At 38.6% G+C, this 14,604-nt stretch carries 15 protein-coding genes; 7 read left to right on the forward strand and 8 right to left on the reverse strand.

Features of this window, described 5'->3' with window-relative positions; all coding sequences use genetic code 11:
- Positions 1 to 165: 165 nt before the first annotated feature.
- Both RG47T_RS16915 and RG47T_RS26445 read right to left on the reverse strand, forming a co-directional pair.
- Positions 166 to 636 carry an anthrone oxygenase family protein gene (locus RG47T_RS16915; RefSeq protein ID WP_074490565.1) on the reverse strand — a complete coding sequence of 157 codons (471 nt, stop codon included), beginning with the start codon at positions 634 to 636 and terminating at the stop codon, positions 166 to 168.
- A gap of 405 nt (positions 637 to 1,041) precedes the next feature.
- Positions 1,042 to 1,173 (reverse strand): nuclear transport factor 2 family protein, encoded by a 132-nt coding sequence (locus tag RG47T_RS26445; protein ID WP_139235728.1) that lies wholly within the window; start codon positions 1,171 to 1,173, stop codon positions 1,042 to 1,044.
- Positions 1,174 to 1,654: 481 nt separating this feature from the next.
- On the opposite strand from RG47T_RS26445, the gene RG47T_RS16925 reads away from it, so the two are divergent.
- The 3 genes from RG47T_RS16925 (at position 1,655) to RG47T_RS16935 (ending at position 4,404) form a co-directional block, all read left to right on the forward strand.
- Positions 1,655 to 2,419 carry an alpha/beta hydrolase family protein gene (locus tag RG47T_RS16925; RefSeq protein ID WP_074490568.1) on the forward strand — a complete coding sequence of 255 codons (765 nt, stop codon included), beginning with the start codon at positions 1,655 to 1,657 and terminating at the stop codon, positions 2,417 to 2,419.
- A gap of 197 nt (positions 2,420 to 2,616) precedes the next feature.
- Positions 2,617 to 3,441, forward strand: a complete 825-nt coding sequence (locus RG47T_RS16930; RefSeq protein WP_074490571.1) for an SDR family NAD(P)-dependent oxidoreductase — start codon at positions 2,617 to 2,619, stop codon at positions 3,439 to 3,441.
- Positions 3,442 to 3,516: 75 nt separating this feature from the next.
- A complete protein-coding gene (locus RG47T_RS16935) occupies positions 3,517 to 4,404 on the forward strand; it encodes a helix-turn-helix domain-containing protein (RefSeq protein WP_074490573.1) in 888 nt (295 codons plus the stop codon).
- 361 nt (positions 4,405 to 4,765) lie between these two features.
- On the opposite strand, the gene fabF is transcribed toward RG47T_RS16935, so the two are convergent.
- The 6 genes from fabF to RG47T_RS16965 all read right to left on the reverse strand — a co-directional run bounded on the left by fabF (position 4,766) and on the right by RG47T_RS16965 (position 9,558).
- Positions 4,766 to 6,010 (reverse strand): beta-ketoacyl-ACP synthase II, encoded by a 1,245-nt coding sequence (fabF, locus tag RG47T_RS16940; RefSeq protein WP_074490575.1) that lies wholly within the window; start codon positions 6,008 to 6,010, stop codon positions 4,766 to 4,768.
- A 240-nt stretch (positions 6,011 to 6,250) separates the two neighbouring features.
- Entirely contained in the window at positions 6,251 to 7,126 is an 876-nt protein-coding gene (locus tag RG47T_RS16945) for a helix-turn-helix domain-containing protein (RefSeq protein WP_074490577.1), read from the reverse strand.
- A 27-nt stretch (positions 7,127 to 7,153) separates the two neighbouring features.
- A complete protein-coding gene (locus RG47T_RS16950; protein ID WP_074490579.1) occupies positions 7,154 to 7,567 on the reverse strand; it encodes a nuclear transport factor 2 family protein in 414 nt (137 codons plus the stop codon).
- Positions 7,568 to 7,631: 64 nt separating this feature from the next.
- Positions 7,632 to 8,186, reverse strand: coding sequence for a carboxymuconolactone decarboxylase family protein (locus tag RG47T_RS16955; protein WP_074490581.1), 555 nt, complete (start codon positions 8,184 to 8,186; stop codon positions 7,632 to 7,634).
- Positions 8,187 to 8,300: 114 nt separating this feature from the next.
- Positions 8,301 to 8,930 carry a pyridoxamine 5'-phosphate oxidase family protein gene (locus RG47T_RS16960; RefSeq protein ID WP_074490583.1) on the reverse strand — a complete coding sequence of 210 codons (630 nt, stop codon included), beginning with the start codon at positions 8,928 to 8,930 and terminating at the stop codon, positions 8,301 to 8,303.
- 55 nt (positions 8,931 to 8,985) lie between these two features.
- On the reverse strand, positions 8,986 to 9,558 hold the full coding sequence (locus tag RG47T_RS16965) for a sigma-70 family RNA polymerase sigma factor (RefSeq protein WP_074490585.1): 573 nt from the start codon (positions 9,556 to 9,558) through the stop codon (positions 8,986 to 8,988).
- A gap of 599 nt (positions 9,559 to 10,157) precedes the next feature.
- Here RG47T_RS16965 and RG47T_RS16970 point away from each other — a divergent pair.
- The 4 genes from RG47T_RS16970 to RG47T_RS16985 all read left to right on the forward strand — a co-directional run bounded on the left by RG47T_RS16970 (position 10,158) and on the right by RG47T_RS16985 (position 14,436).
- Positions 10,158 to 11,045, forward strand: a complete 888-nt coding sequence (locus RG47T_RS16970; protein ID WP_074490587.1) for a LysR family transcriptional regulator — start codon at positions 10,158 to 10,160, stop codon at positions 11,043 to 11,045.
- A gap of 533 nt (positions 11,046 to 11,578) precedes the next feature.
- Complete coding sequence (locus tag RG47T_RS16975) at positions 11,579 to 12,556, forward strand: alpha/beta fold hydrolase (RefSeq protein ID WP_083627441.1); 978 nt, start codon at positions 11,579 to 11,581, stop codon at positions 12,554 to 12,556.
- A gap of 121 nt (positions 12,557 to 12,677) precedes the next feature.
- Entirely contained in the window at positions 12,678 to 13,658 is a 981-nt protein-coding gene (gene gap, locus RG47T_RS16980) for a type I glyceraldehyde-3-phosphate dehydrogenase (RefSeq protein WP_074490595.1), read from the forward strand.
- A gap of 103 nt (positions 13,659 to 13,761) precedes the next feature.
- A complete protein-coding gene (locus RG47T_RS16985) occupies positions 13,762 to 14,436 on the forward strand; it encodes an SDR family NAD(P)-dependent oxidoreductase (protein ID WP_074490597.1) in 675 nt (224 codons plus the stop codon).
- The last annotated feature ends 168 nt before the right edge of the window (positions 14,437 to 14,604 follow it).

Raw genomic sequence — 14,604 nt, forward strand, 5'->3', positions numbered from 1 at the left:
CTCAATTTTTACCGTGGTATTGTGTGCTCGTTTAGCTTACATTCTCGCCAGATCGGGGTTTATAGTTTGGTCCAATTTGAGAGCATAGGCCAGGTCAACCCGCTCCTTTCTTGTACCGTTTTTGACATAAACAAGATTTAGCAAAGGCTCACACTTAAAACATTATTAGCTGAGTAACACGGATAAGATGTAACAGATCAGGGCCGGCACAGAGAAAAGCGTTCGAAAAATGTGAAAGTAAATCCATCGGGCCCGAACCTCCGTCCAGTTTGCCGGGGGAGTTTGAACAGACCAGGCAGCAATGACCTTATTCATGCGCAAATTCGTCGGTATCGTAATGGCGATAACTGCGATGTAGCATACAGAACCGCCTATTAACAAAAATCCCGATAAAGAAGAAGAGCTCAGCGGCGAAGTCATGACCAAACTTATGCTGCCCAGAACAGCCCCCAGTATAACCGCTGGCATGTATGGGTCAAAGGTTAAGTTTGTAGCCTGATGGAACTCGGTGTACGCGGTGGCCGAGGACATGTGCGACATGGCCCTTGTAAGGCCGATCCAGTTCACCATTAATCCGCCTGTGGCTAATGCAGCAAAAAACAATGTGATTAATTGAAGAAAGATAATAAAAGTCATAATAAAGTTCTGTTAGTAGCCGTCATTCAGAGGCTCGTGTTATTGGTAATTAGTTAATGTTATTAATCAGGTGTTCTTTTCGGCCACTTGTGATGAGATCCTGAAAGTTTTTGTTAGCTGATCTACACTCCGATTAAAAATTCATTTCTAAGACTGTCTGCGGAGTTTGTTTTAAGATATGCAGCGTATTCCTGCAACTTCGCGCCCCTGAACAATTTGAATGCTCAGGTGAAATAATACAAAAAGTAATATATTTCTTAATTTCATTCTAGATTTGATTTTTAACCGTAAAATTTTGGTTCATTTCACACCATCCGTTTTTCCAAGGATAAACCGGTGGGTATTCCGCGGGCCTTGTTTATCAGGAGAGTTAGCGGCCCCGATGAGTGGAACGGAATTAAAAAGTTACTTTCCCCGAAACTCCTGCCCGAGTTTTTGTCTGTCGCTAAGTAATGGCCGCTTGAAATATGCTACAAACTCTATCGAATAGATTACGCTTGCAATCTTCCATTTACCGTCAATTTTTATTAAGCTCATTTACTTGCCTCCCCAGTTTGTCATTTTGTTATCCACCCAAAAGCTGTAATCCATACTGACGGTCGCGACCGCACCGTCCTGGATTATACGAATGTTATCAAATTTATCTTCGGTTGATTTACACGTATACAGAAATCGACAAAAATCTTTGTAGGTACCTGCGGAAAAATTGCTCCTAACATTTTTTGCTCCCAATCTATGGACTTCCATGGCTTGTGAACCGTCTTTCTTCAGCAACCTTTTTTGCAAGACCAGGATCTTCCTGACCGCTCAATTTTAAATTGATAATTGGCATACTTCTACAATTAATTATTTTAATGATTGGGGCTTTCACGTAAAACCCATTTTTCTATTAGTCGGCTATAGTACTTAAACCTTACAGATAATTATCAATAAATACATTGTAAGTTAATGACCCATCTGCCGACTAATAGTCGAATACGGTAATGATAATTTACAATCTGATTTAAACGCCCCTCTTATGAACTCTTTAAAAATAATGTTTAAAAATGATCGGGGCCATGAACTTTCCGCGAGACTGGAACTGCCTGAAGGTAAACCGGATGCTTATGCAATTTTTGCGCATTGTTTTACGTGTGATAAAAATTTGAATGCTGCAAGGAACATCAGCAATGCTCTGACCAACCAAAATATCGCTGTTTTACTTTTTGACTTTACCGGCCTCGGAGAAAGTGCCGGAGAATTTGCTGAATCAAATTTTTCTTCAAATATCCGTGACCTGATCTCAGCCTCAGCATTTTTGACCACCTCTTATGAGGCACCGTCCTTATTAGTAGGCCATTCGTTAGGCGGTACGGCAGTATTATCGGTGGCAGGGTTTCTTCCTTCGGTGAAAGCAGTCGCTACGATTGGTGCACCTTTTGATGCTGCTCATGTATTACTTCTTTTTAAAAACAGCTTAAATGAAATTAATGATTTAGGACAAGCTGAAGTTGATTTAGGAGGTAGGATTTTTACCATTAAAAAACAATTTCTAGAAGATATTGGGCTCCAGCATTTAGAAGGTCTACTACCAAAATTGAATAAAGCGCTCTTGATACTTCACTCACCGCAGGATAGTACTGTCAGCATTGAAAATGCATCGGCGATATATAGATCGGCTAAACACCCTAAAAGCTTCATTTCTTTAAACGGCGCTGATCATTTACTGAGCCGAAAACAACAATCCGTCTATGCCGGAAGCTTAATTGCTACTTGGGTACAAAACTACCTAACAGGCCAATAAATAGATGGTGTTTGATTTTTAAAAATAAAAAAAACGCTGTACGCAGTCAAATACATGTTCTGAAATTACAATTTCACATTTTATAAATCATTATGCAAGAACATCATAAATGTAAATATGTATCCTTATTCCGGTATTTTGTATACGTTGTCCAGCGTGCATTGTCTCTATGTTTGTTTTATTAAAAAAACAATATAATGTCAAAAATAATTTTTATTACGGGTGCATCCCGCGGGTTGGGAAAAATATGGGCGGAAGCCTTTTTAGATAGGGGTGACAAGGTAGTTGCCACTTCAAGAAATATTGATTGTTTAAACGAGTTGGTTGATAGATATGGCAGTTCAGTATTGCCTTTAACACTTCAGGTTACTGACAGGACAGCTTGCTTTGACGCTATTGCGAAAGCAAATACTCATTTTGGGCATATTGATGTCGTGATTAATAATGCAGGTACAGGTGTCTTTGGTACAATAGAAGAATTAGGCGAGCAGGAAGCCAGAGACATTATAGATGTCAATGTGTTTGGTACGCTATGGGTAACTCAAGCAGTATTGCCTGTAATGAGGGCACAGGGAAAGGGTCATATCCTTCAATTATCAAGCGCAATGGGTATATATACGTTCCCCACAGTTGGCATTTACAGCGCGAGCAAATTCGCTGTAGAAGGTTTCAGCGAGGCACTCTCGTTGGAAGTAAAAGGCTTTGGTATAAGTATTACTCTTGTTGAACCAAATGGATTTGCGACCGATTTTAATTCCTCATCAGTGCAGAGCAAACCTATTTCAGCTTATGATACAATGAAGGCTGAACTATATGCTGATCCGAATCTATCGGCAAACGATGCTTACGGCGATCCCAATGCTACAGTAGAAGCCATATTGAATTTGGTAGATACTTCAAATCCCCCACTGAGGTTGTTTCTTGGGAAAAAGGCACTTCCTTTAGCTAAAGCTGCTTATGCTGATCGTCTGGCAAGCTGGGAAGAATGGAAAGATGTGTCTATTAAGGCTCATGGCCTATAATTTATCGATATTCGTAATTTTATTTAACAATCAGTCCCGTTAAATTTGGGGGGGCTGATTCTTTATATTTATGCTATGCATTTTAAAAGCCTGAGCGATGTTCACCGCTTCAATAATTATCCGGAACCGGAGCATCCGTTGCTTACACTATTTACGTGTAATCCGTTAAGAAGTGTCACTAGTTATGAATTAACTACAGATTTCTATGTAATTGCTTTTAAAAAATTAACCGCAGGCGAAATTAGGTATGGAAAAACCCGGTATGATCACCAAAGTGGGTCAATGTATTTTTTAAAGCCACAACAGGTTATACAAATGAAAGATATCGCGCTCGATAGTACTGGATTCGAAATCTGGTTTCATGAAGATTATCTAAGTGGTCATCCGCTACATAATGAAATAAAAAAGTATAACTATTTCAATTACGAGCTTAACGAAGCGCTGCATATTTCGCCAAAGGAACAACAAATTATTTGGGATCTATATGAGAAAATAGCTAATGAATATTGTAACAACCAAGATGAATTTTCCAGAGATATCATCCTTGGCCATATAGAATCAATCCTCAAATATTCCCTCCGTTTTTACAAACGGCAATTCATGAATCGTTTTATCTTATCCGGAACCACTGTCACGAAATTTAATAAAGCTTTAAGTTTGTATTTTGAACAAGGATTGCTCCAAAAAAAAGGTTTGCCTACTGTAGCAATGTTTGCAGAAGAACTTAATTTGTCTGCACGCTACCTAAGTGATTTGCTGAAACAGGAAACTGGTAAGACTGCAATGGATCTGATACATATATTTTTAGTTTCCGAAGCTAAGAATCTACTCAACCAGGGAGACCTGACCATTAACGAAATCGCTTATTCATTAGGGTTTGAGAATCCTCCTTATTTTTCCCGATTATTCAAAAAGGAAACAGGCATAAGCCCTAACGAGTTCAAAAAGCAGTTTTTAAACTAATTTTATCCTAAGAATACCTAATCTGCCACACAAAGCAAATCATATGATTATCAATCTTGCTTTATGTAGCTTACGATGACGCTTTTGCGCGTGTAAAATTGCTGGTAATGATGAAATGTCTGGATCGAGAGTAGTAATTGTAACTCATTGCTTTCTAAAACAACGTTAGTGGCTGTTTTAGCTATTATGATTGATTCGGTGGTTCTCCTTAAATGGGAACCAACAACTTTCCCAGCTCATCCTTAGCTAGAATATCATCTCTAAATTTCCAATAAATAAAATTGTCAGTAAAAATTATTAACTCGAAGCTGCGGTTGTCAGACAGCTCATGCGTGCATTATCCGCACCGTTTCTTGGTTATTTAAAGCTTACTGAAAATCACAATACCATTATGACCGCCAAATCCGAACGTATTACTCATCGAAACTTTAACCGGATAGTCAATGGCTTCATTGAGGATAATATTGAAATTATCCGGAATAGCAGGGTCTAGCTGGCTGGTATTGATAGTAGGTGGAATAACCTGGTCCTTAATCGCAAGTAAACAAATAATTGCTTCAATTGCACCCGCAGCCCCTAAAAGATGCCCGGTCATTGATTTAGTTGCACTGATTTGTATCTTATTTTGTTCATTACCAATAAGTGACTGAAGCGCCTTTATCTCGGATAAATCACCAACCGAAGTAGAAGTTGCATGCATGTTAAGATAGTCCACTTCCCTGAAAGTTATACCTGATGACCGCAATGCAATTTCCATCGCTTTTGCAGCTCCCAAACCTTCGGGATGGGTTGCGGTCATATGGTAGGCATCTGCTGTCATAGATGCGCCGGTTACTTCGGCATAAATATTCGCTCCTCTTTTTTTTGCATGTTTGTAATCCTCCAGTATAAGCGCGCCTGCGCCTTCTCCCATGACAAATCCATCTCTTTCTACGTCAAATGGCCGGGATGCATGTGCCGGATCATCATTTCGGGTAGACAAGGCTTTCATTGAGCTGAAGCCACCAATTGACGCCCTTGTAATTGGGGCCTCAGACCCACCTGTAACCATTATTTTCGCCTGCCCTAAACGGATATAATTATAAGCATCCATGATAGCAGTATTGGAAGTGGCGCAGGCAGAAACAGTTGTATAGTTTATACCCATAAATCCGTTCCTGATAGAAATCAGGCCGGGCGCCATATTTGCAATTATTTTTGAAACAAAAAAGGGGCTATAACGGGGCTGTCCATCACCTCTTGCATATGCTAAGACCTGGTCTTCAAATGTTTCCATACCACCCTGGCCGGAGCCCCAAATAACCCCAACGTCAAATGGGTCCATTCGATTTAATTCAAACCCTGAATCTTTTATGGCTTCATCCGAAGCGATAATAGCATATTGGGTAAACGGATCCATCCTTTTTATGTCTGCTCTTTCCAGGTAATTAGCTGCATCAAATTCCTTTAATTCACAAGCGAATTTTGTTTTAAAAAGGCCTGCATCAAATTTTTTAATTGGTGCCGCCCCGCTTTTACCGTGGACTATTCCGTCCCAGAACGTTTTTATGTCGTTTCCTAAGGGTGTTAAGGCCCCAATTCCAGTTACTACCACCCTGTTTAACATACTTTTATTTTTTTGATCACTGAATAAAAACCCAAAGCTGACCCAAAGGGTATCTTAAGAAATTTATCATTCGTTATAAAAATGAGTTTCTACTAGTTTTCAGGCTTGATCTCGTTGTTTATTATCGTCACAGGTTTCCCACACTTCCTCCACCCTACATTGAACATTACATATACCAAATATAACACTGATTAGCAATGAATTAACAACTACCCTTTGCTGTAAAAGTTAACAGTACTATCAGGCGTTAGCTCTTGCAAACCCTACCGTATCTCTGTAAATTTGGGGGGAGATTTCCGCATTGCTTTTAAAAAACCGGCTGAAGTAGAACTCATCATTAAATCCGAGTTCGTATGCGATTGTTTTAACCGGCTTTTCGGTAAGGTACAATTCTCGCTTTGCCTCAATAATAATCCGTTCTGCGATCAGGTTACTTAAAGTTTTATTGAAGTGCGTTTTACTGATCCTGTTTAGTGCCTTGGCAGAGATATTGAGTAAATCGGCATAATCACTGGCGCTGTGTTTGCTTTTATAATGTTCTTCAATAGCGTCCTTTAAAGTTTTCAATATGAATGGTTCTTTCTCCGTACTGGATGCTTTAAGTAATTGCGTACCAATCTTTATCCTGGACGCATTAATCAAAAATATTTTCAGGTATGCAATCATTAATTCATATTGTGCAACTGCTGTATTTTGCATCTCAGCTTTTAACTGATTAACAAGAGTAGTTAGCAGTTCCATTTCAGTTTCCTTTAACTGCACCTGCGGCGATTCGTAGATATTATTAAAGAGTACCCCATTACAGGCAACTTCATTATGGTGCTTGTGAATACAAAAAAAATCAGGATGAAAATTGATCAAAAGTCCATTAAATTCACCTTCCGCCTTAATCATATAAGGTTGGTAAATAGAAAAGGTCATCAGGCTGTTTTCCTTAAATTCGTATTCTGAAAAATCTGCTTTTAGCCTCCCTTTCCCCTTAATAACCAGAATCATTGAATAGTAATTGTAATTTTTTTGCTGGTTAAAATAGGAATCGTCCTCAAAAGCAAAAATTTTGAAAGCTAAAGCTTTTGTTTGCGGATTAATTAATGTGAATGCGGTTTGAGCTGTCAAAGTCCGATGATTTAAGTTAGCTACCAATTAAAGTAATATTCGATCCTCAGCGGAAATTTCCAGATCATTGATGCTGGCGTAACGTTTGCGCATCAATCCGTTTTCGTCAAACTCCCAGAGTTCATTTCCATAACTGCGGTACCACTGCCCTACTTTATCGTGCCATTCATATTCAAAGCGAACTGCCATACGGTTCTCGCGAAATCCCCATAGTTCCTTTTTAAGTTTATAATCCAGCTCTTTCTCCCATTTCCTGGTTAAAAAGGCTTTCACCTCTTCTCTGCCATTAATGAATTCAGCGCGGTTACGCCATTCTGTATCAATGGTATAAGCCAGGCAAATCTTTTCGGGATCGCGGCTGTTCCATGCATTTTCAGCAAGCTGCACCTTTTCCAATGCAGTCTCCATGGTAAACGGAGGTAGGGGGTGTTTTTGTTCCATCGTAATTATAAATTTAAGGACTGGATAAAGACAAATTTATCCAGTCCTTAGTGGGTAAACAGGATTAAATAGCGGCTGTTTCAACCAACTCAACTGCAGGAAAATCTACTACTACCTTGGCAGCATTGTTAAAATAGTTGGTTAATATGTTCAGGCTAACATGCGCAATAATTTCTGCAATTCCTGCTTCTTCGTAACCGGCATCTTTCAATGCATTGACATCAGTTTCATTAACCAGGCCTCTTTTTTCAACGATTATCCTTGAAAAATCAAGCGCCGCCTGGATTTTTGCATCAACTGATTTACCTTCACGGGCGTCTGCAATACTTTTGGCATCAATATGAACCAATTTTTCGCCGATAAAGCTGTGTGCGGCATTACAATATTCGCAGCTATTTGCGTTAGCAACGGTTAGTGCGATCAGTTCTCCGAGTTTGCCCCCTAAAGTCCCTTCGCCTAAAGCGCTGCTGAAAGCAAGGTATCCATTCAAAACAGCAGGTGAATTACCCATGGTCCTCATCATATTTGGAACCATGCCTAGCTTGCCCTGGATGGCGTTAAAAAGATCTTTAGATTTTCCGGTTGTTGTTTCTGGATTTAGTGCTGTTAAACGTGACATTTTTTAAGTTTTTAGTTTGTCTTCATTGACGATACAAAGGTGCATTGCTTTAATATTTGGTAACATGGATAAAGGGCGTAACTGCATGGACAATCAGGCCGTTTGTTTTATTCGTTATGGATGCTTTGGATCGTTTTTTAAAACCATCTTTCGTAAATATTCAACTTCCATCTCTAATTCTTTGACATAGGCGTTTCGTTCTACAAAGGCTTTTTCTATATCCTGCATCGTGTATCGGGGAGTAATATGTTGTGGACAGTTCCAGTCATAAGCCTTCACGTCAAAAATCATCATTCGCTCCGCTTTGTGTTTATACGTGTCAGGGTCGAGCAGTTTAAAAAGCTGTGGATCGTCGGTTATTTCGACAATACGGATTTCTGCATAGAGTTTTAATCTTGCTTTACGGGGATAATCCATCAGGAAAATGGAAATCTTTTGATTGGTTACCGCATTGCCAACCGTAATGTATTGCTTGTTACCGCTAAAATCAACAACCCCCAAGGTATGAGAATCCAAAACCTTTATGAAGCCTTTGGGTCCTCCTCTGTGCTGCATATATGGAAAACCATTTTCCCCAATGGAAGCCATATAAAAGCTATCCCGATCGTTTATAAACTCCTCTTCAGCATCTGAAAAGCCATTTGTATAACTGTTCTTTTCTAACCGGGCATAACTTGCACGACTACCGCTATTTTCCTGAAGGGCCTTTACTGCATCCGTAAAGGCTAATTTTGCATAATTCATGGTTTTTAATTAATCATAGTATAATTTATCCATTGTTGCCAACCAATGCGTAACGTTAATTAAAGCCAGTTTTTTGAAGGCAGGCCCTTAAATTGACTTTAGCACGATGAATGATTACCCAAAAGTTGGAATCCGAAATCTTTAGTTCTGAACAAATAGTTGTTGTGGATTCATCATCAACATGTTTCATCGAAAATACAGCCAGCCATAAAGGCGGGAGCTTCTGCATGCAGGTTTGTAAAATAATCTTTAGATCCTTATTTTGTAATGGATCTCCCTGTTCTATTCCAAACGGCTCCGGCCAGTGCTCTTTCTTCCAATTGTTCAATTCAGGATCAAAAAATTGCGTGTCATCGTCAAACACTTCGACGCATTTTGTTGTGGATTGTATCGACCTTTTACGATAAACATCAATGATCTTATTTTTTAATATTGCAGTTAACCAGGTGCGTTCGGAACATCTGCCTTCGAATTTGTCTGTACGTTCAAGGGCGGCCATAAAGGTATCCTGTACTAAATCACGTGCCCGCTCGCTATCTCCAATACGCGTGATCGTATAAGCATAAAAATAGTCTGCATATAATTCAACCCATTGATGAGGGTTTAATTTAAGTTGGGTAATTAACATCTTTTGAATTTTAATTAATTTTAGTTCTCAACTAATGATGTCTGAAAATCTACACCCAGAATGGCATCCTGTATATCCTTTTGTAACCCTTTATTCCTGCAGGAAATAGTTGGCATATTCCCTTCAAAACGGTTACTAAATCAAGGGGGTATGCGTTAATAAGTTTTTCAAAATCATTACTTTTATTTGGGTAAAACAAGCAATATTTCAGGATGGAAATTCCCTTTTCGGGTCAATGATACATTTGACCTTATCAATAGGCATAATTCGCCGATCAAGTAATTTTAAGATTTATGAATTTGCACGATTATTGACCGGGCTCTTCTACAAAAATTGATACGCCTGCCTAAATAGCAAATAATTAGTTTCAGCTTTTCGATAGTACGGCAATACCAGGTGCTTTGCATAACTTAATTATTAGATTTCAATTACTGCACTACTTTAAAACATTGTAAATCAATAACTATCGGGCGCAAGCAAATCAACAACAATAATTATTTCCTTTTTTATTATCATTATTTAATCAAAATTAAACATCATATTTGATTGTATAAAACAACAAGTTGTGATCTCATAAATCACTTTTTATGATTAATTAAATGAACACCAACGATCTGAAAATATTCGAAGCCGTGGCAACAAGCGGAAGTTTTACTAAAGCGGCGGCAGCTATGTTTACAGTACAATCAAATGTTACAGCAAGAATTAAGAGTCTGGAGGAGGAGTTTGGTACAGAATTATTTACCCGCACATCCCGTAAAGTAGAATTAACAGAGGGTGGCCAAACATTGATGCAATACTGTAAGCAGATAGGGCACTTAGTTGCAGAGGCCAAAAGCAATATCCAAAGTAGCACCAAAATTAATGGCAACTTAAAAGTGGGTTGTATAGAAACTACTATGGTATTTAAGGTGCCCGAAATACTTAATCGTTTTGCAGAAGAGTATCCTGATGTGGAACTGGAATTTAAATCGGATATGCGGAATAACCTGATAAACGATGTATTGAATTATAAGCTTGACGCTGCATTTGTAACCGCACCAGTGAATATAAAAGGGATGGCACAAATAAATATTAAAGAAGAACAATTGGTAATTTTGTCCTCATCAAATGGTCCGAAATTAAACGAATTATTGCAAAAGCAACCTTTAAAAATCATTGTCTTTGATGAAGGATGTGTTTTTAGGGCAAGGCTTGAATCTTGGCTGAGTTCGAAAGGGATTATTCAGTACAAAAGCATCGTATTAAACTCTATCGAGGGTATCATTAATTTTGTTGAAGCAGGGTTAGGCATTAGCTTGTTACCGGAGCAAGTAATTTCTCATTATTATTCTGGGAGAAAAATAATGAGTCATAGTTTAAATAAGCAACTGGGCACCATGAACACTGTTCTCATTTCCAGGGAGGACGTGCCACAATCGCGGGCTTTAAAAGTATTTATTGAGATGTATTCACCTAGCATCGCAGCTAAACACGGTGTAATTTAATCGAGGTAAAGAAGGTAAAACAATTCATGGCTTTAGTTTTCAGATCATTGCGAAAAAGAAGCTTATTCTCCACACAATTCATCCATAGAACCTACACGTTCCAAACTTGGAAATAAATAATAAGTGAGCGGGCGTTTTCAGAACCACCATCGTTTTCTAAATGCCCACCTTGAGACGACTGCTTGTATGATTCGTATTTCGAATATCTTTTTCTTCATCTACCAGGTAAGCTATTCGCTACAGTATTGCACCAGCGTTTTCCGGCAAAGTTAAATTAACTTTATTGGGGAGTCCTGGCAAGAGTCCGGTACCAAATTCTTCTTCCAGATTCTAATCCGTACTGTGACGTTAGGTAGAACAGTAAAGTATGACTTCTATAACCATAGAAGCACTTTTGCAGGTAGCTACTATTTGAAAATATTTAAATCACTAGCATTTGTTATTTTAAAATCATAAATAGTGATAGATTTAATCACTATTTATCATTTTATAAAATCAAATAAGCGCGTTATGTTTGGACAAACAAAAATAAAATGAAAAGATCATTTCACGCGATTATAGCCGGAATTATTTTCTGTTTAGCAATTACCAAAGTAGCAACGGCGCAAACAAAACAGCTTGCGAAATCAAAAAACCAAATCATGGAAACAAATTCTGTTCATTATCGTATCGTCAAAATTAATGAGTTAAATATATTTTATCGGGAAGCCGGACCAAAGGACGCGCCAATCCTGCTTTTAATACACGGCTATCCGACTTCCTCACATATGTTCAGGAACCTGATTCCGCTATTAAGCAAACAGTATCATGTTATCGCTCCCGATCTCCCCGGGTTTGGCTATTCAGATGCACCAGATAGAGACCAATATCAATATACCTTTGACAACCTCGCCAAAACAATGCAAGGGTTTATAGAGAAACTTGATTTAAAGCGCTTTGCTATTTATGTATTTGATTATGGCGCCCCCGTTGGTTTTAGGCTGGCGCTTGCAAATCCTGAAAAGATTACAGGAATTATTTCTCAGAATGGAAACGCATATGAAGAAGGACTAAGTAAGGGCTGGAACCCAATACAAAAATACTGGGAGAATCCTTCACAAGAAAATCGGGATGCATTGAGAGAATTTACCACGATAAAACTAACCAAATGGCAATATGAGGAAGGTGTAACCAACAAATCCCTAATTGCACCTGAATCTTACACGTTAGATCAGCATTTTCTTGACCGTCCGGGCAATGTAGAAATACAACTCGACCTGCTCAAAGATTACAGCACGAATGTAAAGCTGTACCCCGCATTCCATGCATATTTCAAAAAATATCAGCCGAAAATGCTGGCTGTCTGGGGCAGCAAAGATCCATTCTTTCTTCCTGAAGGAGCAGAGGCTTACAAACGGGATATTCCGGCGGCGATTGTCAAATTTTATGATACCGGACATTTTGCACTGGAAACCCATTGCAAGGAGATTAGCAATGATATATTAATATTTTTAGCTGGATTGCCTAAATAAATAGCACATCTTGTAATGGTAGGGCACTGCCTACTACATATCTAAGCACATGAATATTTTACAATATGTATGATTTCAGGAATGTGCTGTAAGATGATATTAACATTAAATTTTAATACATATGAAAATAGCAATTAACGGATTTGGAAGGATTGGCCGAATGGTATTACGGGCCCTACAGGATAAAATCGATATTGAGGTAGTAGCCGTTAATGACCTGACAGACGTCATAACTTTAGCGCATTTACTAAAATATGATACGGCACATGGTCGTTTTCCGGGTACAGTAGTGGCGGAAGAAGATTCCATCATTGTGAACGGAAAAAAGATCTTACTTTTTAGCGAGAAAGATCCTGCTCAATTGCCTTGGGATAAGTTAGACATTGACTTGGTAATTGAGTCTACCGGGCGATTTACTGACAAAGAAAAGGCACAAGCGCATATTATGGCAGGCTCGAAAAAGGTACTAATTACTGCGCCGGCAACAGGCGGCATTAAAACTATTGTTCATGGAGTTAACAATAGCCTTATTGGCGACGATAATATTTATTCCACAGCATCATGTACAACCGGAGGAATTGCCCCTGTACTTTTCGTTTTAGATAAGGAATTTGGTATTGAAAACGGATTTATAACAACTATTCATGCCTTTACCGCAGATCAGAATTTGCAGGACGCTCCGCACAAGGATCTTCGAAGAGCCAGGGCCGCAACATACTCTATTATCCCAACTTCTACAGGCGCTGCAAAGGCAATCGGTGATGTACTGCCAGAGTTAAAAGGCAAATTAGATGGTTATTCTTACCGGGTACCTGTTATCGACGGTTCGGTAGTTGAGATGTCGATTAATCTTAGAAAAGAAGTTGCAGCAGAGGAAATAAACGGCATTCTAAAGGAATATGCCAATGGTTCGTTAAAAGGCATTTTGGAGTATACTGAAGAATTATTAGTTTCTTCCGACATTATTGGTAACCCTCATTCTTCTATCATTGATGGAACCCTAACAAAAAATATAGGCAAACTGGTTAAAATTGTCGCTTGGTATGATAATGAATTTGGTATATCTAATCGTATTGCAGAATTAGTGTTACAATTGGCGTAAGCTAAAAGGGATATTAGGAAATGATAAGCAAGTCATGGAAGTTTTTAATGGCTGCTTAAACACAGATAAACTCAAAACAAACAACTAATTCAAAAAAATAGAAATGGACAAGTCAAATAAAACTGCAGTAATTACAGGTGTAAGCAGTGGTATAGGTTTAGCGCTGACAAAAAAATTGTTAGAGGAAAACTACAATGTAATAGGAACTACAAGAACAGGAAACCTCAGTGGGTTTTCACACCCCAATTTGGAAGTTGTTCAATTGGAAGCAACTGAAAAGTCAAGTGGTGAAAATGCCGTTAAGCAAATATTGGAAATATCAGACAACATTGACCTCCTTGTAAATAATGCAGGGGCAGCACCTGATATATTTTCCATTGACCCGCAATATGATTCTTTTACACAGACAATCAACACCAACATTACTGGTGTTGTCTTCTTTACTGAGCCATTGTTAGCGCATATAAACGCTGAAGGCAAAGTGGCTTTTATATCAAGTAACATGGGTTTACCAAGAAACGCGGCCCCTAATGGACCTGGGTACAGATTGTCAAAAGCAGCAATAAACATGTATGCTGCGATACTCGCAACACGGTTGTCGGAAAAAGGGATAACCGTTACTTCTTTTCATCCTGGGTGGGTTCAAACCAAACTGGGTGGTGACCAGGCTCCTTTGACGACAAAAGATTCGGCAGATGGACTTTACACTGGAATCATCAATAACAACGTAAACGGCAAGTTTTGGGATATTACAATTCCTGGAATAGATTCATTTTAAACACAAAAGCTTAAGTCGTTTAGTTAGGATTCAACTAAACGACTTAAATAAATGTTCTCCAACTAAATTTAGCTATATTATCTAATTATCGCACTATGATAATTATCTGCGATATAGTTATTTGCTTGTTAATCCCTTAGTGAATTTGCCTTGATCCATACTTTTCGG

The sequence above is a fragment of the Mucilaginibacter polytrichastri genome, from assembly GCF_001911425.1.
GTDB classification, from domain to species: Bacteria; Bacteroidota; Bacteroidia; order Sphingobacteriales; family Sphingobacteriaceae; genus Mucilaginibacter; species Mucilaginibacter polytrichastri.

What these genes read in the sequence shown, in the direction of transcription:
- RG47T_RS16925 (WP_074490568.1), top strand. Translation starts at nt 1,655, where the DNA reads ATGAACTCTTTAAAAATAATGTTTAAAAATGATCGGGGCCATGAACTT.
- RG47T_RS16950 (WP_074490579.1), bottom strand. Translation starts at nt 7,567, where the DNA reads ATGGAACAAAAACACCCCCTACCTCCGTTTACCATGGAGACTGCATTG.
- RG47T_RS16915 (WP_074490565.1), bottom strand. Translation starts at nt 636, where the DNA reads ATGACTTTTATTATCTTTCTTCAATTAATCACATTGTTTTTTGCTGCA.
- RG47T_RS16970 (WP_074490587.1), top strand. Translation starts at nt 10,158, where the DNA reads ATGAACACCAACGATCTGAAAATATTCGAAGCCGTGGCAACAAGCGGA.
- gap (WP_074490595.1), top strand. Translation starts at nt 12,678, where the DNA reads ATGAAAATAGCAATTAACGGATTTGGAAGGATTGGCCGAATGGTATTA.
- RG47T_RS16930 (WP_074490571.1), top strand. Translation starts at nt 2,617, where the DNA reads ATGTCAAAAATAATTTTTATTACGGGTGCATCCCGCGGGTTGGGAAAA.
- RG47T_RS16935 (WP_074490573.1), top strand. Translation starts at nt 3,517, where the DNA reads ATGCATTTTAAAAGCCTGAGCGATGTTCACCGCTTCAATAATTATCCG.
- RG47T_RS16975 (WP_083627441.1), top strand. Translation starts at nt 11,579, where the DNA reads ATGAAAAGATCATTTCACGCGATTATAGCCGGAATTATTTTCTGTTTA.
- RG47T_RS16965 (WP_074490585.1), bottom strand. Translation starts at nt 9,558, where the DNA reads ATGTTAATTACCCAACTTAAATTAAACCCTCATCAATGGGTTGAATTA.
- RG47T_RS16960 (WP_074490583.1), bottom strand. Translation starts at nt 8,930, where the DNA reads ATGAATTATGCAAAATTAGCCTTTACGGATGCAGTAAAGGCCCTTCAG.
- RG47T_RS26445 (WP_139235728.1), bottom strand. Translation starts at nt 1,173, where the DNA reads ATGAGCTTAATAAAAATTGACGGTAAATGGAAGATTGCAAGCGTAATC.
- RG47T_RS16955 (WP_074490581.1), bottom strand. Translation starts at nt 8,186, where the DNA reads ATGTCACGTTTAACAGCACTAAATCCAGAAACAACAACCGGAAAATCT.
- RG47T_RS16985 (WP_074490597.1), top strand. Translation starts at nt 13,762, where the DNA reads ATGGACAAGTCAAATAAAACTGCAGTAATTACAGGTGTAAGCAGTGGT.
- fabF (WP_074490575.1), bottom strand. Translation starts at nt 6,010, where the DNA reads ATGTTAAACAGGGTGGTAGTAACTGGAATTGGGGCCTTAACACCCTTA.